At 59.8% G+C, this 25,540-nt stretch carries 21 protein-coding genes, 1 tRNA gene and 2 pseudogenes; 17 read left to right on the top strand and 7 right to left on the bottom strand.

What is annotated here, in order from left to right; translation table 11 throughout:
* Window positions 1-70: 70 nt before the first annotated feature.
* The 5 genes and pseudogenes from ACIQV9_RS25110 (at window position 71) to ACIQV9_RS25090 (ending at window position 5,020) form a co-directional block, all read left to right on the top strand.
* Window positions 71-673 carry a biliverdin-producing heme oxygenase gene (locus tag ACIQV9_RS25110; RefSeq protein ID WP_403107303.1) on the top strand — a complete coding sequence of 201 codons (603 nt, stop codon included), beginning with the start codon at window positions 71-73 and terminating at the stop codon, window positions 671-673.
* 121 nt (window positions 674-794) lie between these two features.
* Entirely contained in the window at window positions 795-1,184 is a 390-nt protein-coding gene (locus ACIQV9_RS25105; protein ID WP_403107301.1) for a YbaN family protein, read from the top strand.
* Between the two features lie 202 nt (window positions 1,185-1,386).
* Window positions 1,387-2,619, top strand: a pseudogene (locus ACIQV9_RS25100) (chemotaxis protein); the annotation flags it as partial.
* 150 nt (window positions 2,620-2,769) lie between these two features.
* On the top strand, window positions 2,770-3,525 hold the full coding sequence (locus ACIQV9_RS25095) for a methyl-accepting chemotaxis protein (RefSeq protein ID WP_403107341.1): 756 nt from the start codon (window positions 2,770-2,772) through the stop codon (window positions 3,523-3,525).
* Between the two features lie 163 nt (window positions 3,526-3,688).
* Complete coding sequence (locus ACIQV9_RS25090; protein WP_403107299.1) at window positions 3,689-5,020, top strand: CoA transferase; 1,332 nt, start codon at window positions 3,689-3,691, stop codon at window positions 5,018-5,020.
* 53 nt (window positions 5,021-5,073) lie between these two features.
* Here the strand turns inward: ACIQV9_RS25090 and arcD (ACIQV9_RS25085) are convergent, their stop codons facing one another.
* Window positions 5,074-6,501, bottom strand: a complete 1,428-nt coding sequence (gene arcD, locus ACIQV9_RS25085; protein WP_403107297.1) for an arginine-ornithine antiporter — start codon at window positions 6,499-6,501, stop codon at window positions 5,074-5,076.
* 412 nt (window positions 6,502-6,913) lie between these two features.
* On the opposite strand from arcD (ACIQV9_RS25085), the gene arcD (ACIQV9_RS25080) reads away from it, so the two are divergent.
* The 12 genes from arcD (ACIQV9_RS25080) (at window position 6,914) to ACIQV9_RS25025 (ending at window position 21,479) form a co-directional block, all read left to right on the top strand.
* Window positions 6,914-8,341 (top strand): arginine-ornithine antiporter, encoded by a 1,428-nt coding sequence (gene arcD / locus ACIQV9_RS25080; RefSeq protein ID WP_403107294.1) that lies wholly within the window; start codon window positions 6,914-6,916, stop codon window positions 8,339-8,341.
* Between the two features lie 35 nt (window positions 8,342-8,376).
* On the top strand, window positions 8,377-9,633 hold the full coding sequence (gene arcA / locus ACIQV9_RS25075) for an arginine deiminase (RefSeq protein ID WP_403107292.1): 1,257 nt from the start codon (window positions 8,377-8,379) through the stop codon (window positions 9,631-9,633).
* A gap of 70 nt (window positions 9,634-9,703) precedes the next feature.
* The gene (locus ACIQV9_RS25070; RefSeq protein WP_403107289.1) at window positions 9,704-10,714 is read left to right on the top strand and encodes an ornithine carbamoyltransferase; all 1,011 of its coding nucleotides are present in this window, start codon (window positions 9,704-9,706) and stop codon (window positions 10,712-10,714) included.
* A gap of 155 nt (window positions 10,715-10,869) precedes the next feature.
* The gene (gene arcC, locus ACIQV9_RS25065) at window positions 10,870-11,799 is read left to right on the top strand and encodes a carbamate kinase (protein WP_403107286.1); all 930 of its coding nucleotides are present in this window, start codon (window positions 10,870-10,872) and stop codon (window positions 11,797-11,799) included.
* Between the two features lie 12 nt (window positions 11,800-11,811).
* Entirely contained in the window at window positions 11,812-12,174 is a 363-nt protein-coding gene (locus tag ACIQV9_RS25060) for a DUF5064 family protein (RefSeq protein WP_403107283.1), read from the top strand.
* Between the two features lie 199 nt (window positions 12,175-12,373).
* Window positions 12,374-13,882, top strand: coding sequence for a sigma-54-dependent transcriptional regulator (locus ACIQV9_RS25055; protein WP_403107280.1), 1,509 nt, complete (start codon window positions 12,374-12,376; stop codon window positions 13,880-13,882).
* A gap of 451 nt (window positions 13,883-14,333) precedes the next feature.
* Entirely contained in the window at window positions 14,334-14,717 is a 384-nt protein-coding gene (gcvH, locus tag ACIQV9_RS25050) for a glycine cleavage system protein GcvH (protein WP_403107277.1), read from the top strand.
* An 11-nt stretch (window positions 14,718-14,728) separates the two neighbouring features.
* Complete coding sequence (gcvP, locus tag ACIQV9_RS25045) at window positions 14,729-17,581, top strand: aminomethyl-transferring glycine dehydrogenase (protein ID WP_403107274.1); 2,853 nt, start codon at window positions 14,729-14,731, stop codon at window positions 17,579-17,581.
* A 156-nt stretch (window positions 17,582-17,737) separates the two neighbouring features.
* On the top strand, window positions 17,738-19,114 hold the full coding sequence (locus ACIQV9_RS25040) for an L-serine ammonia-lyase (protein ID WP_403107271.1): 1,377 nt from the start codon (window positions 17,738-17,740) through the stop codon (window positions 19,112-19,114).
* Window positions 19,115-19,152: 38 nt separating this feature from the next.
* A complete protein-coding gene (gcvT, locus tag ACIQV9_RS25035; protein ID WP_403107268.1) occupies window positions 19,153-20,277 on the top strand; it encodes a glycine cleavage system aminomethyltransferase GcvT in 1,125 nt (374 codons plus the stop codon).
* A gap of 404 nt (window positions 20,278-20,681) precedes the next feature.
* Window positions 20,682-20,894, top strand: coding sequence for a cold-shock protein (locus ACIQV9_RS25030; RefSeq protein WP_003175786.1), 213 nt, complete (start codon window positions 20,682-20,684; stop codon window positions 20,892-20,894).
* Window positions 20,895-20,990: 96 nt separating this feature from the next.
* Window positions 20,991-21,479, top strand: coding sequence for an RDD family protein (locus ACIQV9_RS25025; protein ID WP_403107265.1), 489 nt, complete (start codon window positions 20,991-20,993; stop codon window positions 21,477-21,479).
* 121 nt (window positions 21,480-21,600) lie between these two features.
* Here ACIQV9_RS25025 and nadA read toward each other — a convergent pair whose 3' ends face one another.
* The 6 genes and pseudogenes from nadA to ACIQV9_RS24995 all read right to left on the bottom strand — a co-directional run.
* Window positions 21,601-22,659: a quinolinate synthase NadA gene (gene nadA / locus ACIQV9_RS25020; protein ID WP_077748706.1), complete on the bottom strand. Its 1,059-nt coding sequence runs from the start codon at window positions 22,657-22,659 to the stop codon at window positions 21,601-21,603.
* 272 nt (window positions 22,660-22,931) lie between these two features.
* Window positions 22,932-23,007: transfer RNA gene (locus tag ACIQV9_RS25015), tRNA-Lys, on the bottom strand.
* 63 nt (window positions 23,008-23,070) lie between these two features.
* The gene (gene queC, locus ACIQV9_RS25010) at window positions 23,071-23,763 is read right to left on the bottom strand and encodes a 7-cyano-7-deazaguanine synthase QueC (protein ID WP_403107262.1); all 693 of its coding nucleotides are present in this window, start codon (window positions 23,761-23,763) and stop codon (window positions 23,071-23,073) included.
* Between the two features lies 1 nt (window position 23,764).
* The gene (queE, locus tag ACIQV9_RS25005) at window positions 23,765-24,412 is read right to left on the bottom strand and encodes a 7-carboxy-7-deazaguanine synthase QueE (protein ID WP_131059798.1); all 648 of its coding nucleotides are present in this window, start codon (window positions 24,410-24,412) and stop codon (window positions 23,765-23,767) included.
* A gap of 167 nt (window positions 24,413-24,579) precedes the next feature.
* Window positions 24,580-25,431 carry a tol-pal system protein YbgF gene (ybgF, locus tag ACIQV9_RS25000; RefSeq protein ID WP_403107258.1) on the bottom strand — a complete coding sequence of 284 codons (852 nt, stop codon included), beginning with the start codon at window positions 25,429-25,431 and terminating at the stop codon, window positions 24,580-24,582.
* A 6-nt stretch (window positions 25,432-25,437) separates the two neighbouring features.
* Window positions 25,438-25,512: pseudogene (locus tag ACIQV9_RS24995) on the bottom strand (peptidoglycan-associated lipoprotein); the annotation flags it as partial.
* Window positions 25,513-25,540 lie beyond the last annotated feature (28 nt).

Here is a 25,540-nt window from a genome sequence, read left to right as displayed (position 1 = left end):
GTTTTTTTTACTGTCAGGCGCCTGCTTGTTCGTCTCGTTACCAAGCACCTCTTTTTCTCAAGGATTTCTCATGACCACTCAGGACACTGCTCAACGCCCTGCTCTGCGTTCGCAACGCTTGAACCAGATAACCACCGAGCCTCACACCAAACTCGATGCGTTGGTCAAAGCCCACGCACCGTTTGAAACCCAGGCCAACTTCGCCCGTTTTGTGGTGGCGCAGTATTTGTTCCAGTCGGAATTGGTGGCGCTGTACAACGATGCCGATTTGACGGCCATCGTCCCGGACTTGCCGGCTCGTTGCCGGGCCGAAGCGGCCAAGGCGGACCTGGCGGATCTGGACACTGAAGTGCCGGCACCGGTGGCTGGCGCGGTGAAGAACCCCAGCACAGCCGAAGCACTGGGTTGGCTGTTTGTCTCCGAAGGTTCGAAGCTGGGCGCGGCGTTCCTGATCAAGCGTGCTATCGGTCTGGGCTTGAGCGAAACCTTTGGCGCCCGCCACCTCGGCGAACCGGCCGGAGGTCGCGCTGAAGGCTGGAAGCGCTTTGTCAAAACCCTGGATGGATTGGAGCTCAGCGCACAAGAAGAAGCCGAGTTGGATAAAGGCGCCATCGACGCGTTCAACCGCTTCACCGTGTTGTTAGAGCAAGCCTACACCCCAGAACTCGCCTGACACAGCATCCTCCCTGTAGGAGCGAGGCTTGCCCGCGAAAAACGATAACGCGGTCTGCCTGAAGTACCGCGTCGTACCATTCGCGGGCAAGCCTCGCTCCTACAGGTTTTTCGTAGGCCCTATGAACCCCACCTCAAAACTCACCCGAATCCTATTTGGCCTGCTGGCCTACGTGAGCCTGGGCATCGGCCTCATAGCCATCGTCATCCCCGGCCTGCCGACCACCGAATTCATCCTCCTCGCCGCCTGGGCCGCGACCAAAAGTTCGCCGCGCCTGAGTGCCTGGCTGGAGAACCATCGGCTGTTCGGTTCCATCCTGCGCAACTGGCGCAACGGCAAAATCATCGCCCGCCGGGCCAAGGTCAGTGCCACTGTCAGCATGCTGCTGTGTGCGACGCTGATGCTGGTGATGCTCGATCACGGCTGGCCAATCTATCTGGCGATTGCTGGCATGAGCCTGGGTAATTTGTGGATCTGGTCACGACCGGAATCATTACCGCAACCGTCTTGATCGACGCCGCGATTTACTCCCGTTTTAAATCCGCTTTGCGGCACATTTTTCTGCGCAAACGTTCAACCACTACCGCTCGTCGGAGCCACCATCATGCATCCTCGTCCCACGCCGATGTGCATTGAATGGCGCTGAATGGATTTGGCGAACCGGGTCGACATCGGCCCACAGCCAACACATCATCCCTTCGCGAGTTCGCCCTATGTTCGACTCTCTGTCCATCCGCCTGAAAATCGTCCTGCTGTCCGGCCTGTGCCTGCTTGGCGTGGTCGCGTTGATCGTCGGCATCAACTTCTACCAGACCAACCAGAACGATGAATTGGTCAGCGCCTCCAGCCGCAAGATGCTCACCGCCAGCGTGCAGGACCTGCTCCAGGCCAAGGCCGCCGAGCAAGCGGTGCGGGTGCAGAAGACCTTTGGTGAAAGTCTGCTGGTGGTGACCGCCCTGGCCGATCAGATCAAGGACATGCGCACCTTGGCCGCCAAGCGCTCGCTGGACGCCGGTGCCCTGCGTGAAGAGTTGAACCAGAGTCTGAAAACCGCGTTCGAGCGCAACAGCAAGGTGCTGGGGATCTGGCTGGCGTTCGAACCCAACGGCCTGGACGGCAAGGACAGCGAGTTCGCCAATGATGCGGCGCGCCAGTCCAACGAAGCCGGGCGTTTTGCCAGTTACTGGAGCCGTGCCGGTGGGGCCGGGATCAACACGATCATGGTCGAAGACGACATGACCAAAACCACCTTGAGCCTCAGCGGTACGCCGTACAACAGCTGGTACACCTGCCCTCGCGACAGCAAACGCACCTGCCTGCTGGACCCGTATGCCGACACTGTCGGCGGCAAGGAAATGCTGATGACCACCATTTCCGTCCCGCTGCTGGTGGACGGCAAATCCATCGGCGTGGTCGGCGTGGACATCGCCCTCGACGCCCTGCAAGCGGCTGCGGTCGACTCCCAACGTGACCTGTTCAACAGCGCCGGGCACATGCTGATCGTCTCCGGCAGCGGTGTACTGGCCGGTTTCAGCGTCGACGCGAGCAAGGTCGGCAAGAGCATCGATGCCACCCTGGGCGCAGACGGCAAGGACATCCTGCAACTGCTCAGCGGCGGCACGCCAAAGATCCTCGAACAAGGCGACGTGATTCGTGCGGTGTACCCGGTCAGCCCGATCAGCGACTCCAAAGCCTGGGGCGTGGTGATCGACCTGCCGAAACACGTGTTGCTGGCCGACTCGGTCAAGTTGCAAGCCGTACTCGATGACGCCCAGCAAAGCGGCACGATCAAAGCGGTGCTGGTGGCTGTCGCGGCCGGCCTGGTCGGTCTGTTGCTGATCTGGCTCACCGCCTCGGGCGTGACCCGGCCGATCAACAGCGTCGCCGAAATGCTCAAGGCGATTGCCAGCGGCGACGGTGACCTGACGCAACGCCTGCACTACACCAAGAAAGATGAACTGGGCGAATTGGTCAGCTGGTTCAACCGCTTCCTCGACAAGCTGCAACCGACCATCGCGCAGATCAAACAAAGCATCACCGATGCGCGCGGCACCGCCGACCAGTCTTCGGAAATCGCCCGTCAGACCAGCGAAGGCATGCAAGTGCAGTTCCGCGAAATCGACCAGGTCGCCACCGCGTCCAACGAAATGAGTGCCACCGCCCACGACGTCGCCAATAGCGCGTCGAACGCCGCCAATGCGGCCAAAGGTGCCGATCAATCGGCCCGCGACGGCATGTCGATCATCGAACGCAGCACCCGCGACATCAATCAGCTCGCCGACGAAGTCAGCAAAGCCGTGACCGAAGTCGAGGCGCTGGCGGTCAACAGCGAGCAGATCGGTTCGGTGCTGGAAGTGATCCGCAGCATTGCTGAACAGACCAACTTGCTCGCCCTCAACGCAGCGATCGAAGCGGCCCGTGCCGGTGAAAGCGGTCGCGGGTTTGCGGTGGTGGCCGATGAAGTGCGCAACCTGGCCAAACGCACTCAGGACTCGGTAGAAGAAATCCGCATCGTGATCGAGCGCATCCAGACCGGCACGCGCGGCGTGGTGGCCACCATGCATTCGAGCCAGACCCAGGCCCATAGCAACGCCGGGCAGATTCAGCAAGCGGTCCAGGCCTTGAGCAAAATCAGCGACGCGGTCACCGTGATCAGCGACATGAACCTGCAAATCGCCAGCGCCGCCGAACAGCAAAGCGCAGTGGCCGAAGAGGTCAACCGCAACGTCTCGGCGATCCGCACCGTCACCGAAACCCTGACCGGCCAGGCCACCGAATCGGCGCAGATCAGCAGCCAACTCAACGCCCTGACCACCCACCAGATGAAATTGATGGATCAGTTCCGGGTGTAACAGTCACAGCCCTGTAGGAGCGAGGCTTGCCCGCGAAGGGAGCGCTGCGGTTTTCAGATAGACCGCATCATCGTTCTTCGCGGGCAAGCCTCGCTCCTACAGGTTTCATACGCTTCATCACCTGTTTGATCTATGCTCGGGCTCTCGTTCCGGAGGGCCTTCGATGACTGGCTTACTCACGTCCATTCAAGCCGCGCTCGGCCTGCCTCACACGCCGATTCCTTTTACGTCGAGCGGCGCCCTGCCCTCGGCGTTTGCTGTGACCGACCTGGCCTGCGCCAGCATCGCTGCTGCCGGTCAGGCGGTCAGCAAGTTGCTGCAGCAACACACCGGTCGCTTGCCCAGCCTTGAAGTCGACCGGCGCCTCGCGTCTTTCTGGTTCGCCACCTCGATTCGCCCCGTGGGCTGGAGCGTTCCGCCGCTGTGGGACCCGGTGGCCGGCGACTACGCGACCCAGGATGGCTGGATCCGCCTGCACACCAACGCGCCGCATCACCGCGCCGCCGCCGAAAGCGTGCTCGGCGCCTGTGCCGACCGTGCCGCGATGGCGAGCAAGGTCGCGCAATGGGCGAAAACCGATCTGGAACAGGCCGTGGTCGATGCCGGTGGTTGCGCCGCCGAAATGCGCACTTGGGCGCAATGGCAGGCGCATCCCCAAGGTCTAGCGGTGAACGCCGAGCCGTTGATTCAGTTCAGTGCTGACGGTGGTCAACACGCGAAACCGTGGAAAGGCTCCGTGGCGCAACCGTTGGCCGGTATCAAGGTGCTGGACTTGACCCGCGTGTTGGCCGGCCCCGTCGCTAGTCGTTTTCTCGCCGGCCTCGGTGCCGATGTGTTGCGCATCGATCCACCGACCTGGAACGAACCGGGCGTGGTGCCTGAAGTCACGCTGGGCAAACGCTGCACACGGCTGGACCTGCACAGCAATGATGATCGAGCCATATTCGAAAGCCTGCTCAAGGACGCCGATATCGTGCTCCACGGCTACCGCGCCGATGCACTGGAAAAATTGGGTTACGGTGTCGCCGAGCGTGAAAAACTGGCGCCGGGCCTGATTGATGTGTGCCTCAACGCCTACGGTTGGAGCGGCCTGTGGCAGAACCGTCGCGGCTTCGACAGCCTGGTGCAGATGAGCAGCGGCATTGCCGACGCGGGCATGCAATGGAAGAAAGCGGACAAACCGACGCCGCTGCCGGTTCAGGCGCTGGATCATGCAACCGGGTATTTGATGGCGGCTGCGGCAATCACGTTGATGGGGCGTGGTGGGTCGGCCAGGTTGTCGCTGGCACGCACGGCGAAGTTGTTGATTGAAAGTGGTGCCGGGACGGATGAGGCGCTGCGAGCTGAAGATAAAAACGATCAAGGATTGTTGATCGAGCAGACGCCTTGGGGGCCGGCGCATCGGCTTCATGTGCCGCTGAAAATAACCGGAACTCCATTGCAATGGGCACTCCCAGCTTCCGAGTTGGGTGCCCATCGCGCGCAGTGGTGCTGACTGCTCGCGATGGGGCCAGAACACTCAACACAAAACCGGGGCCAGCAGCCACCTCACAACGACAGCAACCCGCTGTACAACCCATACGCCGCCAGCCCTGCCCCGCTGAAGACGCAGGTGAAAATCCCTTTCTCGATATGGGTAAACAACGGCTCGCCCTGTTCATGCTTGGCCTTGGCAAACAAGATCACCCCTGGCGCATACAACAGCGCCGACAGCAGCAAATACTTCACCCCGCCCGCGTACAACAGCCACACCGCGTAACCCAGGGCGATGCCGCCGATCATCAGGTCCTTGGTCCGTTCGGCCGACGCGTGTTCATAGGTCTCGCCGCGTCCGCTCAACAGCACCGCATACGCCGCCGACCACAGGTACGGCACCAGAATCATCGATGAAGCGAGGTAGATCAGGCTGGTGTAAGTCCCGGCAGAAACCAGCGTGATCAGCAGGAAAATCTGGATCATCACGTTGGTCAGCCACAACGCATTGACCGGAACATGGTTGGCGTTTTCCTTGGTCAGGAAGGCCGGCATGGTTTTGTCTTTAGCGGTGGCAAAGAGGATTTCGGCGCAGAGCAGCGCCCAGGACAACAACGCACCGAGCAGCGAAATCGCCAGGCCGATGCTGATCAGCAGCGCGCCCCAAGGGCCGACAATGTGCTCCAGCACCGCCGCCAGTGACGGGTTCTGCAGGGTGGCCAATTCGGGCTGGCTCATGATCCCCAGGGACAACACGTTCACCAGCACCAGCAACGCCAACACGCCGAGAAATCCGATCACCGTTGCCCGGCCGACATCCGAGCGTTTCTCCGCTCTGGCTGAGTAAACACTGGCGCCTTCAATGCCGATGAACACGAACACGGTGACCAGCATCATGTTGCGCACCTGGTCCATCACGCCGCCGAAATTCGGGTTGCTGCGGCCCCAGATGTCGCGGGTAAAAATGTCCGCTTTGAAGGCCACTGCGGCGATGACGATGAACATGATCAACGGCACGATCTTGGCCACGGTGGTCAGCTGATTGATGAAGGTCGCCTCCTTGATCCCGCGCAGCACCAGAAAATGCACGGCCCACAGCAACACGGAGGCGCAGCCGATGGCGATCGGCGTATTACCCTGGCCAAATACCGGAAAGAAATAGCCGAGGGTGCTGAACAGCAACACGAAATAACCGACATTGCCCAGCCAGGCGCTGATCCAGTAACCCCAGGCGGACGAGAAACCCATGTAATCGCCAAACCCGGCCTTGGCGTAGGCGTACACCCCGGAGTCCAGTTCGGGTTTGCGATTGGCCAGGGTCTGAAACACGAAGGCCAGGGTCAGCATGCCGACGGCGGTGATCGCCCAACCAATCAATATCGCCCCGGCATCGGCACGCGCCGCCATATTTTGCGGCAAGGAAAATATCCCGCCACCGATCATCGATCCCACCACCAAGGCGATCAACGCACTCAGGCGAAGCTTTTGCGTCGGTTGCGACATTAGGGGTTCCCCTTCGTTCGATTATTTAACCAAATAGATAAAGCGCAATAACGTTTATTAATTAATGCCTATTGATGTGTTTTATTTATAACCGACCCATCTATGACAATCGGCACATAGCAGTTTTGTGTGTCATTCCTGATAAATCAATTCTGTACTGAAAACACACGTCAAAAAGTTGCGAAAAAGAGAAAACAAACTAGCTTAAAAACTCCAAGCATCTCCGGTTACGCCCACTCAATCTAGCCGAGGCTTCTGGAAAGGGCATTTGCGGTTATACAGTTATGCCCGCAAAAAGTTCATAAGTCTTTCATTAACAATGGAATGTGCCCCTGCACTGATCTATGTCAGCTAATTGAACAGTTAATAGATTTAGTCTGTTGTCTCTCTTCTCCTGCATTGGAGTCATGCAATGTCTGATACCCCCGGAAAACTGAAACTCGGCGCACTTGTTGCACTGGTTGTCGGCTCAATGATTGGTGGCGGGATTTTCTCTTTGCCCCAGAACATGGCCGCCAGTGCGGATGTCGGCGCCGTGCTGATCGGTTGGGCCATTACCGCGGTCGGCATGCTGACCCTCGCGTTCGTCTTTCAAACCCTGGCCAACCGCAAGCCTGACCTGGATGGCGGGGTCTACGCCTACGCCAAGGCCGGTTTCGGCGACTACATGGGCTTCTCATCGGCCTGGGGTTACTGGATCAGTGCGTGGCTGGGCAACGTCGGCTACTTCGTTCTGCTGTTCAGCACCCTCGGCTATTTCTTTCCGATCTTCGGCGAAGGCAACACCGTGGCGGCCGTGATCGGTGCGTCGGTGCTGCTCTGGGGTGTGCATTTCCTCGTGCTGCGGGGGATCAAGGAAGCGGCCTTCATCAACCTGGTGACCACTGTCGCCAAGATCGTGCCGCTGGTGCTGTTTGTCCTGATCGCAATTTTCGCCTTCAAACTGGACATCTTCACCGCCGACATCTGGGGCCTGAAAAACCCGGACCTGGGCAGCGTGATGAACCAGGTGCGCAAAATGATGCTGGTCACCGTCTGGGTGTTCATCGGCATCGAAGGCGCGAGCATCTTCTCAGCCCGCGCGGAAAAGCGCAGCGACGTCGGTAAGGCCACCGTGATCGGTTTCATCACCGTGCTGCTGTTTCTGGTGCTGGTGAACGTGTTGTCGCTGGGCATCATGACCCAACCGGAACTGGCCAAATTGCAGAACCCGTCGATGGCGGCGGTGCTGGAACACGTGGTCGGTCCGTGGGGCGCGGCGTTCATCAGCGTCGGCCTGATCATTTCCCTGCTCGGAGCGTTGCTCTCGTGGGTGCTGCTGTGTGCGGAGATCATGTTCGCCGCCGCCAAGGACCACACCATGCCGGCGTTCCTGCGCAAGGAAAACGCCAACCACGTGCCGGTCAACGCCTTGTGGCTGACCAACGCGATGGTGCAGCTGTTCCTGATCATCACCCTGTTTTCGGCCAGCACTTACCTGTCGCTGATCTACCTCGCCACTTCGATGATTCTGGTGCCTTACCTGTGGTCAGCGGCTTACGCACTGCTGCTGGCGGTGCGCGGCGAGACTTACGAAAACGACTCGGGCGAACGCACGAAGGACCTGTTGATTGGCGCCATCGCGGTGATCTACGCAGTCTGGCTGGTCTACGCCGGCGGCACCAAATACCTGCTGCTGTCTGCCCTGCTCTATGCGCCCGGCGTGATCCTGTTCGCCAAGGCCAAGCGAGAACTGGGCAAACCTGTTTTCACCAACGTCGAGAAGCTGATTTTTGCAGCCGTGATCATAGGTGCCGTGGTGGCAGCCTATGGACTGTATTCCGGCTTCCTGACCCTGTAACACCTGACCCATTTGTCATCTGGAGGATCACTGTAATGACCACCGAAAAAGTTAAGTACGGCGTCCATTCCGAAGCCGGCAAACTGCGCAAAGTCATGGTTTGCTCCCCCGGCCTGGCCCACCAGCGGCTGACCCCGAACAACTGCGACGAGCTGCTTTTCGATGATGTGCTGTGGGTGGCCCAAGCCAAGCGCGACCATTTCGACTTCGTCACCAAGATGCGCGAACGCAACATCGACGTGCTGGAAATGCACAACCTGCTGACCGACATCGTCGCCATCCCTGAAGCCCTCGACTGGATTCTGGAACGCAAGGTCACCGCCAACTCGGTCGGCCTCGGCCTGATCAACGAAGTGGGGTCGTGGTTGCGTAGCCTGGAGCCGCGCCATATCGCCGAATTCCTGATTGGCGGCGTCTCCGCCGATGACCTGCCGGACAGCTTCGGCGGCAAGACCATCCAGATGTTCCGCGATTTCCTCGGCCACTCCAGCTTCATTCTGCCGCCGCTGCCCAACACCCAGTTCACCCGCGACACCACTTGCTGGATCTACGGTGGCGTGACGCTGAACCCGATGTACTGGCCGGCGCGTCGTCAGGAAACCCTGCTGACCACCGCCATCTACAAATTCCACCCGCAGTTCACCAACGCCGATTTCGAGATCTGGTACGGCGACCCGGACAAGGACCACGGCAGCTCCACCCTTGAAGGCGGCGATGTGATGCCGATCGGCAACGGTGTGGTGTTGATCGGCATGGGCGAGCGTTCGTCCCGCCAGGCCATCGGCCAACTGGCGGTGAACCTGTTCAAGAACAAAGCCGTGGAGAAAGTCATCGTCGCCGGCCTGCCGAAATCCCGCGCAGCGATGCACCTGGACACCGTGTTCAGCTTCTGCGACCGCGACCTGGTCACGATCTTCCCGGAAGTGGTGAACCAGATCGTCGCCTTCACCCTGCGCCCTGACGAAAGCAAACCGGGCGGCATCGATATTCGCCGCGAAGAAACCAACTTCCTCGACACCGTGGCCAAGGCTCTCAACCTCAAAGCGTTGCGCGTGGTGGAAACCGGCGGCAACAGCTTCGCCGCCGAACGCGAGCAATGGGACGACGGCAATAACGTGGTGGCCGTGGAACCCGGTGTGGTGATCGGTTACGACCGCAACACCTACACCAACACCTTGCTGCGCAAGGCGGGTATCGAGGTCATCACCATCAGCGCCGGCGAACTGGGGCGCGGCCGTGGCGGCGGCCACTGCATGACCTGCCCGATCATTCGCGACGCTATCGACTATTAATTCCTGTGCCCGGCTTCGCGCTCATGAAGCGTGAAGCCGGCGGATAACCGAAACCCAAGGAGATCCCATCATGGCTTTCAACATGCGCAACCGCAGCCTGCTCTCGCTGATGCACCACACGACTCGCGAGCTCAATTACCTGCTGGACCTGTCCCGCGACCTCAAGCGTGCCAAGTACACCGGCACCGAGCGTCCGCACCTGCAAGGCAAAAACATCGCGCTGATCTTCGAAAAAACTTCGACCCGCACCCGTTGCGCCTTCGAAGTCGCAGCCCATGACCAGGGCGCTCACGTCACCTACATCGACCCGGTGTCGTCCCAGATCGGCCACAAGGAAAGCATGAAAGACACCGCCCGCGTGCTGGGGCGGATGTTCGATGCCATCGAGTACCGGGGCTTCGAACAGGAAATCGTCGAAGAGCTGGCCAAGTTTGCCGGTGTACCGGTGTTCAACGGCCTGACCGCCGAATTTCACCCGACGCAAATGATCGCCGACACCCTGACCATGCGTGAGCACAGCGACAAGCCGTTGCACGACATCAGCTACGCCTACCTCGGCGATGCGCGCTACAACATGGGCAACTCGCTGCTGATGATCGGCGCCAAACTCGGCATGGACGTGCGCATCGCTGCGCCCAAAGCCTTGTGGCCGCACGCTGATTTCATTGCCCAGTGCAAAGGCTTCGCTGAGGAAAGCGGCGCGCGGATCACCATCACCGAAGACCCGAAAGAGGCGGTCAAGGGCGTGGACTTCATCCACACCGACATCTGGGTGTCGATGGGTGAACCGGTGGAAGCGTGGGACGAGCGTATCGAGCAACTGCTGCCGTACCAGGTCAACGCCGAGATGATGAAGGCTTCCGGCAACCCGCGCGTGAAATTCATGCACTGCCTGCCGGCGTTCCACAACAGCGAAACCAAGGTCGGCAAAGACATCGCCGCGCGCTATCCGCACCTGGCCAACGGTGTCGAAGTGACGGAAGAAGTCTTCGAATCGCCGGCCAACATCGCCTTCGAGCAAGCGGAAAACCGCATGCACACCATCAAGGCGATTCTGGTGTCGGCGTTGGCGGATATCTAAGCACCGATGCGGTCGGCTCTTTGTGGGAGCGAGGCTTGCCCGCGATAGGATCGCCGCGGTGTACCTGATGCACCGAGGTGTCTGCATCGCGGGCAAGCCACGCTCCCACAGGGAACTGTGTCGCCCGTTACTTCTCTGTCTAGAAGGACTGCATTATGCGTATCGTCGTAGCTCTGGGCGGTAACGCCCTGCTCCGCCGGGGTGAACCCATGACCGCGGACAATCAACGCGCCAACATCCGGATCGCCACCGAACAGATCGCCAGGATTTATGCCGGCAACCAACTGGTGATCGCTCACGGTAATGGCCCGCAGGTTGGGCTGCTGTCGCTGCAAGCGGCGGCCTACACCCAGGTTTCCCCTTACCCGCTGGACGTGCTCGGTGCCGAAACCGAAGGCATGATCGGCTACATCATCGAACAGGAACTGGGCAATCTGCTGGACTTCGAAGTGCCCTTCGCCACCCTGCTGACCCAGGTCGAAGTCGACGCCAACGACCCGGCCTTCCAGAACCCCACCAAACCCATCGGTCCGGTCTACGCCAAGGCCGAAGCGGAAAAACTCGCCGCCGAAAAAGGCTGGGCAATTGCCCCGGACGGCGACAAATACCGGCGCGTGGTGGCCAGCCCGAGACCCAAACGCATCTTCGAAATCCGCCCGATCAAGTGGTTGCTGGAAAAAGGCAGCATCGTGATTTGCGCTGGCGGTGGTGGCATTCCGACGATGTACGGCGCCCACGGCAAGCTGCAAGGCGTGGAAGCGGTGATCGACAAGGACCTGTGCTCGGCGCTGCTGGCCGAACAGCTGGAAAGCGATCTGCTGGTGATCGCCACCGACGTCAACGCGGCGTTCATCGACTTCGGCAAGCCGACCCAGAAAGCCATCGCCCAGGCCCACCCCGACGACATGGAAAAACTCGGCTTCGCCGCCGGCTCCATGGGACCTAAGGTTCAGGCGGCCTGCGAGTTTGCCCGCCATACTGGAAAAACTGCGGTGATCGGTTCACTCTCGGACATCGAAGCGATCGTCCAGGGCACGGCCGGCACGCGTATCAGTACGGCGACACCTGGCATTACTTACTTATAAGGAGAAACGTCAATGGCAATGTTCGAGCCCGGTCACTTGCACATCGAGCGCCACGCGCTGACCTCGGATGATGTCAACTACAACGTGCACCTCGACTATGAGGTCAGCAAGAACGACAAAGGGGAACAAGGCATCCAGTTCACCATGCACGGCAGCATTCAGGGCAAGGACATGTCAGAGCCTTTCTTCCTGCCCAAGGCGGAGGCCTGTAACTTCGCCAGGGATGTGACAAGAATTGCCGAGAAGTACGGAATTCCGAAAGAGCACAGCCAGATAGGCTCAGTCCACAAGCATTACGATCTGATGTTCGAAGACATTCGGAAGCAGTTGGACATGAAATCCGGCGACCCGATAAACCTCGAAAACTTCGAGTAACCCACTCTCCGTAACGCCGACCACCTGTAGGAGCCGGCTTGCTGGCGATAGCATCACCCCGGTGCATCTGAAAAGCCGAGTCGATGCCATCGCCAGCAAGCCGGCTCCTACAGGTGGTGCGTACATCAGCGGATTTCACCTCCACCCCTCCTCCAAGGCATACTTGCCCCCCTCCGCTCGCAAGATTTAAAACCGCCCCATGCGTATCCACGTCAGCTTCATCGACCGCGTCGGCATTACCCAGGAAGTCCTGGCCCTGCTCGGTGGGCGCAATCTCAATCTGGATGCGGTGGAAATGGTTCCGCCCAACGTTTACATCGATGCGCCGACCCTGAGCCCGGAAGTGCTCGAGGAGCTGCGCGACGCGTTGCTCAGCGTGCGCGGCGTGCAAGCGATGACGGTGGTCGACATCCTGCCCGGCCAACGTCGGCACTTGCAGCTCGATGCGCTGCTCGCCGCCATGACCGACCCGGTGCTGGCCCTCGACAGCGACGGCAAAGTGCTGCTGGCCAACCCGGCGCTGATCGCTTTGTATGGCCGTGAGCCGGCCGGCGAAAGTGTCGCCGACCTGTTTGCCGACCCGGCGCTGCTCGGCGTATTGCTCGAAAACGGCTTCCGCCTGCCGCTGCGCGAAATCACCGTCAACGGTCAGACCCTGCTGCTGGACGCTACCCCGATCACCGACGCCGGCGCCCTGCTGACCCTGTATCAACCGAACCGCATCGGCGAACGTCTCTCGGCGCTGCACCACGATCACGCCGAAGGTTTTGACGCGTTGCTCGGCGAATCCCCGGCGATTCGAACCCTCAAGGCGCGCGCCCAGCGGGTGGCGGCCCTTGATGCGCCGCTACTGATCCAGGGCGAAACCGGCACCGGCAAGGAACTGGTGGCGCGGGCCTGCCATGCGATCAGCGCGCGACACAGTTCTCCGTTCCTGGCGTTGAACTGCGCGGCGTTGCCGGAGAACCTCGCTGAAAGCGAACTGTTCGGCTACGCCCCCGGCGCCTTCACCGGCGCGCAACGGGGCGGTAAACCGGGACTGATGGAACTGGCCAACCAAGGTACGGTGTTTCTGGATGAGATCGGCGAGATGTCGCCGTACTTGCAGGCGAAGTTGCTGAGGTTCCTCAACGACGGCAGCTTCCGTCGAGTCGGGGGCGATCGCGAGGTGAAGGTCAACGTACGGATCCTCAGCGCAACCCACCGCAATCTGGAAAAAATGGTTAGCGAAGGTTCGTTCCGCGAAGATTTGTTCTATCGCCTCAACGTCCTCAACGTCGAGGTCCCGCCGCTGCGCGAACGTGGCCAGGACATCCTGCTGCTGGCCCGTTATTTCATGCAGCAGGCCTGCGCGCAGATCCAGCGCCCGGTCTGTCGTCTGGCCCCGGGGACTTATCCGGCGCTGCTGGGTAACCGCTGGCCGGGCAACGTGCGGCAATTGCAGAACGTGATCTTCCGTGCGGCGGCGATTTGCGAAAGCAGCCTGGTCGACATCGGCGACCTCGACATCGCTGGCACCTCGGTGGCGCGCCAGAGTGACAGCGACGTCGATAGCCTGGAGCAGGCGATGGAAGAGTTCGAGAAAACCCTGCTGGAAAAACTCTACGTCAGCTATCCGTCGACCCGGCAACTGGCCAGCCGACTGCAAACTTCCCACACAGCCATCGCCCATCGACTGCGCAAGTACGGGATTCCCAACAAGCCGTGAGGCCGGAAATACAATCTCCCAACCAACACAAAACCACTGTAGGAGCGAGCCTGCTCGCGATAGCGGTGTGTCAGTCGCGGCATGTGTTGACTGACACACCGCTATCGCGAGCAGGCTCACTCTCACAGGGTTTGTGTCCGGCCCGAAATCTCTTCAAAAACGACCTCCATCTGTACTGAAAGCGCTACAGCGGAACGATATCGCTACACGCTCCCCTGATCGCCGCTGCGCAAGGCTTTGATCCTCCTAGGCTTTTTTCTTTGCTTCTGGCTGTAGCGATTTCGCTACAGGCGTAACATTCCCGCACCCATCGAAAACACCCAAACCATTGATTTTTAAAGACTAAATAACATTGGCCACGATCTTGCTTAGTAGCCACCTATAAAGAAGGGCTTTAGCCCAAGCATTCAATCGCGTCCACCAGACGAGTCTGGCCCCCTTAGGAGTTTCCATGAGCGAGTTGCGTTTTACTGAAGATCACGAATGGCTGCGCACCGAAGCTGACGGCAGTGTCACTGTCGGCATCACCGCCTTCGCACAGAACGCCTTGGGCGACGTGGTTTTCGTACAACTGCCTGAGCTGCAGTCCTACGACAAAGGCGCTGAAGCCGCCACCGTGGAATCGGTAAAAGCCGCCAGCGGCGTGTACATGCCACTCGACGGTGAAGTGCTGGAAGTGAACCCGGCGCTGGACAGCAGCCCGGAACTGGTCAACGAAGATCCGCTGGGCGAAGGCTGGTTCTTCCGCTTCCAGCCAACCGACGCCTCGGCTGTCGCCATACTGCTGGATCAGGACGCCTACGACCGTCTGATCAAAGCCAACGCCGAAGCCTGAGGAGCACTGACATGACTCAAGTAAACCTTACGACCGCCAACGAATTCATCGCCCGCCACATCGGCCCGCGTGCAGGCGATGAGCAAGCCATGCTCAACAGCCTCGGTTTCGACTCCCTGGAAGCCCTGAGCGCCAGCGTCATCCCCGACAGCATCAAAGGCACCAGCGTCCTCGGCCTCGAAGACGGCCTGAGCGAAGCCGATGCCCTGGCCTTGATCAAGTCCATCGCCGGCAAAAACCAGCTGTTCAAGACCTTCATCGGCCAGGGGTACTACGGCACCCACACACCGTCGCCGATCCTGCGCAACCTGCTGGAAAACCCGGCCTGGTACACCGCCTACACCCCGTACCAGCCAGAAATTTCCCAGGGTCGTCTCGAAGCGCTGCTGAACTTCCAGACCCTGATCAGCGACCTCACCGGCCTGCCGATCGCCAACGCCTCGCTGCTGGATGAAGCCACCGCCGCTGCCGAAGCCATGACCTTCTGCAAACGCCTGAGCAAGAACAAGGGCAGCCACGCCTTCTTCGCCTCCGTGCATTGCCACCCGCAAACCCTCGACGTGCTGCGCACCCGTGCCGAGCCGTTGGGTATCGACGTGGTCGTCGGTGACGAGCGCGAATTGACGGACGTGACGCCATTCTTTGGCGCCCTGCTGCAATACCCGGCGAGCAACGGTGACGTCTTCGATTACCGCGAACTGACCGAACGCTTCCACGCCGCCAACGCCCTGGTCGCAGTCGCCGCTGACCTGCTGGCCCTGACCGTGTTGACTCCGCCGGGTGAATTCGGCGCCGACGTGGCCATCGGCAGCGCGCAACGCTTCGGCGTGCCGCTGGGCTTCGGTGGTCCGCACGCGGCTTACTTCTCGACGAAAGATGCGTTCAAGCGCGACATGCCGGGCCGTCTGGTCGGTGTCTCCGTGGACCGTTTCGGCAAGCCGGCCCTGCGCCTGGCGATGCAGACCCGCGAGCAGCACATCCGCCGCGAGAAAGCCACGTCGAACATCTGCACCGCGCAGGTTTTGCTGGCCAACATCGCCAGCATGTACGCCGTGTACCACGGCCCGAAAGGCCTGACGCAGATCGCCAACCGCATTCATCACCTGACCGCGATTCTGGCCAAAGGCTTCAGCGCATTGGGTCTGAACGTCGAGCAAGAAAGTTTCTTCGACACGCTGACGATCAAGACCGGCACCAACACTGCCGCGTTGCACGACAAGGCGCGTGCCCAGCAGATCAACCTGCGCGTCGTGGATGCCGAGCGTCTGGGCCTGTCCCTCGACGAAACCACCTCGCAATCCGACGTGGAAACCCTGTGGGCCCTGTTCGCCGACGGTAAGGCGCTGCCGGACTTCACCACCCTCGCCGCTTCCGTCGTTAGCACCCTCCCGGCCGCGCTTGTTCGTCAATCGCCGATCCTCAGCCACCCGGTGTTCAACCGTTACCACTCGGAAACCGAGCTGATGCGCTACCTGCGCAAGCTGGCCGACAAGGACCTGGCCCTGGACCGCACCATGATCCCGCTGGGTTCGTGCACCATGAAACTCAACGCCGCCAGTGAAATGATCCCGGTGACCTGGGCTGAATTCGGTGCCCTGCACCCGTTCGCTCCAGCCGAGCAAAGCGCCGGCTACCAGCAACTGACCGACGAACTGGAAGCGATGTTGTGCGCCGCGACAGGCTACGACGCGATCTCGCTGCAACCGAACGCCGGTTCGCAAGGTGAGTACGCCGGCCTGCTGGCGATTCGCGCCTATCACCAGAGCCGTGGCGAAGACCGTCGCGACATCTGCCTGATCCCGTCCTCCGCCCACGGCACCAACCCCGCCACCGCCAACATGGCCGGCATGCGCGTGGTCGTGACCGCGTGCGATGCCCGTGGCAACGTCGACATCGAAGACCTGCGCGCCAAGGCCATCGAGCACCGCGAGCACCTCGCCGCGCTGATGATCACTTACCCGTCGACCCACGGCGTGTTCGAAGAAGGCATCCGTGAAATCTGCGGCATCATTCATGATCACGGCGGCCAGGTGTACATCGACGGCGCCAACATGAACGCCATGGTCGGCCTCTGCGCACCGGGCAAGTTCGGCGGCGACGTTTCGCACCTGAACCTGCACAAGACCTTCTGCATCCCTCACGGCGGTGGCGGCCCGGGCGTCGGCCCGATTGGCGTCAAGTCGCACCTGACCCCGTTCCTGCCGGGTCACGGCACCATGGAGCGCAAGGAAGGCGCGGTCTGCGCGGCACCGTTCGGCAGCGCAAGCATTCTGCCGATCACCTGGATGTACATTCGGATGATGGGCGGCGCGGGTCTCAAACGCGCTTCGCAACTGGCGATCCTCAATGCCAACTACATTTCCCGTCGTCTGGAAGAGCATTACCCAGTGCTCTACACCGGCAGCAACGGCCTGGTAGCACACGAATGCATCCTCGACCTGCGTCCGCTGAAAGACAGCAGCGGCATCAGCGTCGATGACGTCGCCAAACGCCTGATCGACTTCGGTTTCCACGCCCCGACCATGTCGTTCCCGGTGGCCGGCACGCTGATGATCGAGCCGACCGAAAGCGAATCCAAGGAAGAACTGGACCGCTTCTGCGACGCCATGATCCGCATCCGCGAAGAAATCCGCGCGGTGGAAAACGGCACGCTGGACAAGGAAGACAACCCGCTGAAAAACGCTCCGCACACTGCAGCGGAGATTGTTGGCGAGTGGACGCATCCGTACAGCCGTGAGCAAGCGGTGTATCCGGTTGCGTCGCTGATCGAAGGCAAATACTGGCCACCGGTCGGTCGCGTCGACAACGTGTTTGGCGATCGCAACCTGGTTTGCGCTTGCCCGTCGATCGAAAGCTACGCTTAAACCAGTGTGGGGCGGCTAATCCGCCCCACACACCGTATTCCCTGTAGGAGCGAGGCTTGCCCGCGAAGAGGCCCTCAAGACCGCCAAAAGCTTCGCGGGCAAGCCTCGCTCCTACAGTTTCGTGTTGCGCCTATAACAAGAAACCGGAGAACAACCATGTCATTAAGCGTGTTCGACCTGTTCAAGATTGGCATCGGCCCCTCCAGCTCCCACACCGTCGGCCCGATGCGTGCAGCCGCGCGCTTTGCCGAAGGCTTGCGCCGTGAAGGGCTGCTGACTGCAACCGCCTGCGTCAAAGTCGAGCTCTACGGCTCGCTCGGCGCCACCGGTAAAGGCCACGGCAGCGACAAGGCCGTGTTGCTCGGCCTGGAAGGCGAACACCCGGACACCGTGAACACCGAAACCGTCGCCGCCCGTCTGCAAGAGATTCGCGGCAATGGTCGCTTGAACCTGCTCGGCGAACACAGCATTGCGTTCAACGAGAAAGAACACCTGGCGATGATCCGCAAACCGTTGCCCTATCATCCCAACGGCATGATTTTTCGCGCGTTCGACGCGGCGGGTCTGCAGATCCGCAGCCGCGAGTATTACTCGGTTGGCGGCGGTTTCGTGGTCGATGAAGACGCCGCCGGCGCCGACCGCATCGTCGAAGACGCCACGCCGCTGACCTTTCCGTTCAAAAGCGCCAAGGACCTGCTCGGTCACTGCACCACTTACGGTTTGTCGATCAGCCAGGTGATGCTGACCAACGAAAGTGCCTGGCGCCCGGAAGCGGAAACCCGCACCGGTCTGCTGAACATCTGGCAGGTGATGCAGGACTGCGTTGCCGCCGGTTGCCGCAACGAAGGGATTTTGCCCGGTGGCTTGAAGGTCAAACGCCGGGCTGCTGCGCTGCATCGGCAACTGTGCAAGAACCCGGAATCGTCATTGCGCGACCCGCTGTCGGTGCTGGACTGGGTCAACCTGTACGCCCTGGCGGTCAACGAAGAAAACGCCAACGGCGGACGCGTTGTCACTGCGCCCACTAACGGTGCGGCAGGCATCGTCCCGGCGGTGCTGCATTACTACATGCGCTTTATCCCCGGTGCCAACGAAGACGGCGTCGTACGCTTTCTGCTGACCGCCGCCGCGATCGGCATTCTCTACAAGGAAAACGCCTCGATCTCCGGCGCCGAAGTCGGCTGTCAGGGTGAAGTCGGCGTGGCCTGTTCCATGGCGGCCGGAGCCTTGTGCGAAGTACTTGGCGGCACCGTGCAGCAAGTGGAAAACGCCGCCGAAATCGGCATGGAACACAACCTCGGCCTGACCTGCGACCCGATTGGCGGGCTGGTGCAAGTGCCTTGCATCGAGCGCAACGCCATGGGTTCGGTCAAGGCCATCAATGCGGTACGCATGGCCCTGCGCGGAGACGGTCAGCACTTCGTCTCCCTCGACAAGGTCATCCGCACCATGCGCCAGACCGGCGCCGACATGAAAAGCAAATACAAGGAAACCGCCCGAGGCGGTTTGGCGGTCAACATTATCGAGTGCTGATGCTCACGCGCATCCGCACACTTTTTCAGGAGCTGAATATGTCCACCGAACAATTGCTGAAAACCCCGCTGCACGCCCTGCACATCGAACTCGGCGCGCGCATGGTGCCGTTCGCCGGCTACGACATGCCGGTGCAATACCCGTTGGGCGTGATGAAAGAACACCAGCACACCCGTGATCAGGCCGGGCTGTTCGATGTCTCGCACATGGGCCAGATCCGCCTGACCGGCGCCAATGCCGCCAAGGCCCTGGAAACCCTGGTGCCGGTAGACATCATCGACCTGCCGGTGGGCATGCAGCGCTATGCGATGTTCACCAACGAAACCGGCGGCATCCTCGACGACCTGATGGTCGCCAACCTGGGTAACGACGAACTGTTCCTGGTGGTCAACGCCGCCTGCAAGGATCAGGACCTGGCGCATCTGCGCAAACACATCGGCGACCAGTGCACTATCGAGCCGCTATTTGAAGAACGCGCCCTGCTCGCTCTGCAAGGTCCGGCCGCCGTCACCGTGCTCGCGCGCCTGGCCCCTGAAGTGGCGAAGATGACCTTCATGCAGTTCACCCGCGTGAAACTGCTGGGCGTCGAATGCTTTGTCAGCCGTTCGGGCTATACCGGTGAAGACGGTTTCGAAATCTCCGTACCGGCCGCCAACGCTGAAGCCCTGGCGCGCGCCCTGCTGGCCGAATCTGAAGTAGCGGCCATCGGCCTTGGCGCTCGCGACTCGCTACGTCTGGAAGCCGGCCTGTGCCTCTATGGCCACGACATGAACACCGAGACCACTCCAATTGAAGCCAGTCTGCTGTGGGCCATCTCCAAGCCACGTCGCGCTGATGGCGCACGGTCCGGCGGCTTCCCTGGCGCCGAGACCGTGTTCGCTCAACAACAAGCCGGCGTCAGCCGCAAGCGTGTAGGTCTGCTGCCTCAGGAACGCACGCCGGTGCGTGAAGGCGCAGAAATCGTCAACGAAGCGGGCGACATCATCGGTGCCGTGTGCAGCGGTGGTTTCGGCCCAACCCTGGGTGGTCCATTGGCCATGGGTTACCTCGACAGCGCTTATATCGCCATCGATACACCTGTATGGGCGATTGTTCGTGGGAAAAAGGTGCCTTTGCTTGTAAGCAAAATGCCATTTGTTCCACAACGCTACTATCGCGGCTGATTGACTGTTTCTATAAGTAACGCGGTTGCGTTAACAGTGCACTAATGTGTAACGCAACCGCCATAAAACAGTGCATGTCTTTGGTTATAAGCTTCGTTTATGAACGTTGCTTATAACGTTCGAAAACAATTGAACAACCTGATCGAATAAGCTCGCACTAGTAGGGACGCTAATGCCGTCAACCTGAGCAAAACCGGGCCTCTCACAGGGCTTGTTTTTTCTCCCGTAGTTGGCGTAGAGTTTGTTCACTGTGTTTGCATGGGTCGCTTGGAATCGTGACCTGGGCAGTAGCCTACAAGTTAGCTACATCCCGTTCGACGTCTTCTTACTCTCCTGCAACCAGCCCCAGTACTCTTTCATGAGAAGGAGACTGTCATTAATTTTTGCGTCAAAGGAAATAAGAAATGTCCCAACGTCAGAGCGGTACCGTCAAGTGGTTTAACGACGAGAAAGGTTTTGGTTTTATCACTCCAGAAAGCGGTCCGGATCTGTTCGTGCATTTCCGCGCTATTCAGGGCAACGGCTTCAAGAGCCTGAAAGAAGGCCAGAAAGTGACTTTCGTCGCTGTGCAAGGCCAGAAAGGCATGCAGGCTGACGAAGTACAAGCAGAAGCCTAATCTTCTGTAACGAAAAAGCCCCTGATGCTGACATCAGGGGCTTTTTTGTGCGCGTAAATCCGTAAAATGGCTTCTTTTTTCCGTCCAGAGGCTGCCATGTCGAAACACCTGCTCAAACCCCAGGGCGACTTTCCCGCCGCCACCCTGGGCCGTCGCCTGGCAGCGATGTTCTATGACTTCCTGTTGTGTACCGCCCTGCTGATCGTCACCAGCGGCATTTACAAGATGATCCAGATGGCGATCATCGGCGAAGACAAAATGCGCACCTTGACCGAATCCGGCGCGCTGGACGGTGATCCGTTGCTGTCGACGGTGTTGTTGTTTGTGCTGTTTGGTTTCTTCGCCAAGTTTTGGACCTGGTCCGGTCAGACCTTGGGCATGCAGGTATGGTGCATTCGGGTGCAGAACGCTGATGGTTCATCGATCAGCCTTTGGCAGGCGCTGTTGCGGTTTGTGGTGTCGATCGCGTCGCTGTTGTGCGTTGGCCTTGGGTTCATCTGGTCGCTGTTCGACAAACAGAAACGCAGCTGGCATGACATGTACTCGAACACTCAACTGGTTCGAATTCCGAAGAAGACCAAGTAATGTCGGCAGACAAAAATCACTGTGGGAGCGGGCTTGCTCGCGAATGCGGTGCATCAGTCAACATCAATAGTGACTGATCCACCGCATTCGCGAGCAAGCCCGCTCCCACATTTTTCACAACTCAGGCGTTACCGGCCAGTTTCATCCGCGCAGCCTGGGTGAAATCGAGCATGCGCTTCAACGGCCGAATCGCCTGCGGAATCAACGCCGGATCCACAAATATCTCGTTCGTCCCTTCCTTCAAGCACTTCAGCGTGCGCTCAAGGGTGTTCATCGCCATCCATGGGCAGTGTGCGCAACTGCGGCACGCTGCGCCGTTACCGGCCGTTGGGGCTTCGATGAAGACCTTGTCCGGGCACAGCTGCTGCATCTTGTAGAAGATGCCGCGATCGGTGGCGACGATCAGGGTCTTGTTCGGCAGGCTCTGTGCCGCCGCAATCAACTGACTGGTGGAACCGACGGCATCCGCCAGTTCGATCACCGAAGTCGGCGACTCCGGGTGCACCAGAATCGCCGCGTCCGGGTACAGCGCCTTCATGTCTTCGAGCTGCTTGGACTTGAACTCCTCGTGAACGATGCAGGCACCGTCCCACAGCAGCATGTCCGCGCCGGTCTGGCGCTGGATGTACGTGCCCAGGTGTTTGTCCGGGCCCCAGATGATGGTTTCGCCGTTATCCATCAGGCTTTCGACGATCTCCAGCGCGCAGCTGGACGTTACCACCCAATCCGCCCGGGCTTTGACCGCCGCCGAGGTGTTGGCATACACCACCACCGTGCGCTCCGGGTGTTGATCGCAGAACGCCGAGAACTCATCCACCGGACAACCCAGGTCCAGCGAGCAGGTCGCCTCCAGGGTCGGCATCAGAATGCGTTTTTCAGGATTGAGGATTTTGGCGGTTTCGCCCATGAACTTCACACCGGCGACCAGCACGGTCTTGGCCGGGTGGGCACTGCCGAAGCGGGCCATCTCCAGTGAGTCGGAGACGCAACCACCGGTTTCTTCGGCCAGGGCCTGAATCACCGGATCGCAATAGAAGTGAGCAACCAGCACCGCGTCCTGAGCCTTGAGCTCGGCAGCGATGGCGGCACGGTAAAAAGCTTCCTCCTCGACAGTCAGCGGTTTGGGCTGCTTGGCGTCGAGGTGGGCTTGAACCAGAAGGCGTTCGGAAATCTGCGTCATGTTCGCAAGACCTGCAGGCGCTTTCGCGCGAAAGTCGAGTATACACCCGGCTCCGGACCCTTCAGGGTACCGCCGGGAGAGTGAGTATCATCAGGCACGGACAGCGGTGAAGATGCGCAAGGCTACAGAATATCCCGTGGATGCAAAAGATGATTCTGACCTGCGTCACGCGGTGCAGCCCCGCGTTGAGCCGAGCTCAAATCGCGGACAAAAAAAAATCCGGAAATCCTCACTTGCGTGGGCCTTCCAGACTTTTAAAACTGCTACAAAAATGGTGGGTCGTGTGGGATTCGAACCTACGACCAATTGGTTAAAAGCCAACTGCTCTACCAACTGAGCTAACGACCCGCTGTGTGGTGGCGCGTATAATACTGATTTTTAAGGACTATTCAACACCTAATTTAAAATAAATCAAAAATAAGGTGTTGGGTCGCTGATTCCGGCCGCCGCGAAGCCTTCTGCACGCAGTCGGCAGCTGTCGCATTTGCCGCAAGCGCGGCCGTTATCGTCGGCCTGATAGCAGGAAACAGTCAGCCCGTAATCAACCCCCAGCTTCACGCCTGCCTGGACGATCTGCGCCTTGCTCAGGTTCTGCAATGGCGCCTGAATTCGGAAACCATTCCCCTCTACACCGGCCTTCGTCGCCAGATTGGCCATGCGCTCGAACGACTCGATGAACTCGGGACGGCAGTCCGGGTAACCGGAATAATCCACCGCATTCACGCCGATAAAGATGTCACGCGCGCCGAGCACTTCAGCCCAGCCCAGCGCCAGGGACAGAAACACCGTGTTGCGCGCCGGCACGTAAGTGACTGGAATGCCTTCCCCCAGCTCTTCCGGAATGTCGATGCTGCTGTCGGTCAGTGCCGAACCGCCCATACCGTTCAGATTGAGGCCGATCACCTTGTGCTCGACCACACCCAAGTCCCGGGCAACGCGTGCAGCGGCGTGCAACTCTGCTTGAGAGCGCTGACCGTAATCAAAGCTCATGGTGTAGCACCTGTAGCCTTCAGCGCGAGCCATGGCCACAACCGTCGCGGAATCGAGGCCGCCGGACAGCAGGATGACCGCACGTTTTTCAGCAGGTTTCAGTTGTTCAGTCATCTCAGCGCCCCGGCTCGTCATTCCAAAGATATTTATGCAGCTGTAATTGCAGACGCACTGGCAGGTTGTCCGCCACCACCCAGTCAGCCAGGTCCCGCGCATTCAGGTCATGGTGGCTTGGCGAGAACAGTACTTCGCCTGCACGCTTGTCCAGACCGTACTGAATCAGCTTGGACACGGCCCAGTCGTAGTCTTCCCGCGAGCAGATGACAAACTTCACCTGGTCGTTGGGCGTGAGCAGTTCGATGTTCTCGTAGCGGTTGCGGTGCGCTTCTTTCGAACCCGGGGTTTTCAAGTCAACGACGCGACTGACCCGTGGATCGACCGCCGAGATGTCGAGCGCGCCGCTGGTTTCCAGCGACACTTCGTAACCGGCGTCACACAACTGCTTGAGCAATGGGATGGCGTTGGGCTGTGCCAGCGGCTCGCCACCGGTGACACAGACGTAACGCGGACGGAAACCGGCCACTTGCTCGAGGATGTCGTCGAGTGGGCGAACGGTGCCGCCGGTGAACGCGTAGGCGCTGTCGCAATACTGGCAACGCAACGGGCAACCGGTCAGGCGCACAAAAACTGTGGGCAGCCCGGCAGTCCGCGTTTCACCCTGCAACGAGTAGAAAACTTCGGTGATTCTCAATGTGTCTTGCATAGTCGCCACGGGCATAACAGCTAAACAGGCTGTCCGCCTCCGTCAGGCACTTCAAGGAACCCCGCCAACGCGCAGATCCCAAAAAGCGTGTTTCATAAAAAGGGCGTGAATTCTAACGAAAAAACCCGCGACAGGCGCGGGTTTCTTCAAAACGGGTCAAGCAGCCCTTACATTTTTTGCAGATCACGCTGGGCCAGCTGAGCGGCGGAAGTGCCCGGGTATTGCGACACGACCTGTTGCAGAATGCCTTTGACCTTGTCGGGATGACCGAGGCGGCGCTCTACATCAGCAAGCTTGTACAGCGAATCGGGCACTTTAGGGTGCTTGGGGTACAGCTGCGAAACCTTGGCAAATGCCTGACCTGCACCTTGCAGATCGCCTTTGGCCAAATTCACTTCGCCCAACCAGTACTGGGCATTGCCCGCGTACTGGCTGTTCGGGTACTTGCGCAGGAATGCGGCAAACGCCTGGCTGGCCTTGTCGAAATCCTTGGCTTTGATCAGGTCGAAGGCTGCATCGTAATACAGTTTTTCCTTCGCCGGATCTGCCGGTTCGCTACCCGCGGCAGGCGTTTGTGTGGAAGTGGCAGCGGCTGCCGCTCCGGCACCCGCGCCAGCGGCTGCACCGGGGGCATTCAAACTGCCACCGGTTGAAGAATTATCAGGAGTCGCGGCTGGTGCAACGCCGGTTCCTATGCGCCGATCAAGATCCTGATATCGCTCCAGGTTCTCTTGCTTCATGCGCGCTACATCATTCTGCAGAACTTCGATTACACCCTGTTGGCGTGAAATCTGCTCCTGCATGGATTGCAATTGGTTGAACAGCTCGCCCTGTGCCGAGACAGGGGCCGAAACCCCTCCCCCGGCATAGGCGCCGTTCGTACCGTAACCCGCAGGCGGATTACTAGTCCCGCTATTGTTATAGCCGGAGTCGTTATCGACCACAGGAACCGCAGCCCACACCGCAAGCGGTGCGAGGCTGAGAGCCAAAACAGTTACAGCACGACGGCACGTTCGCATGACGAATTACTTACGCAGTTCGACGCGACGGTTTTGAGCCCAGGACTGCTCGTCGTTGCCTGTAGCATCTTGTCGCTTTTCGGGTTATTATATCTTTTGCAGTTTATTT

It is taken from the genome of Pseudomonas sp. NPDC099000 (assembly GCF_044759925.1).
Lineage (GTDB): Bacteria > Pseudomonadota > Gammaproteobacteria > Pseudomonadales > Pseudomonadaceae > Aquipseudomonas.
The sequence above is the reverse complement of the archived record's forward strand: the minus strand, read 5'-3'. Positions and strand labels throughout refer to the sequence as shown.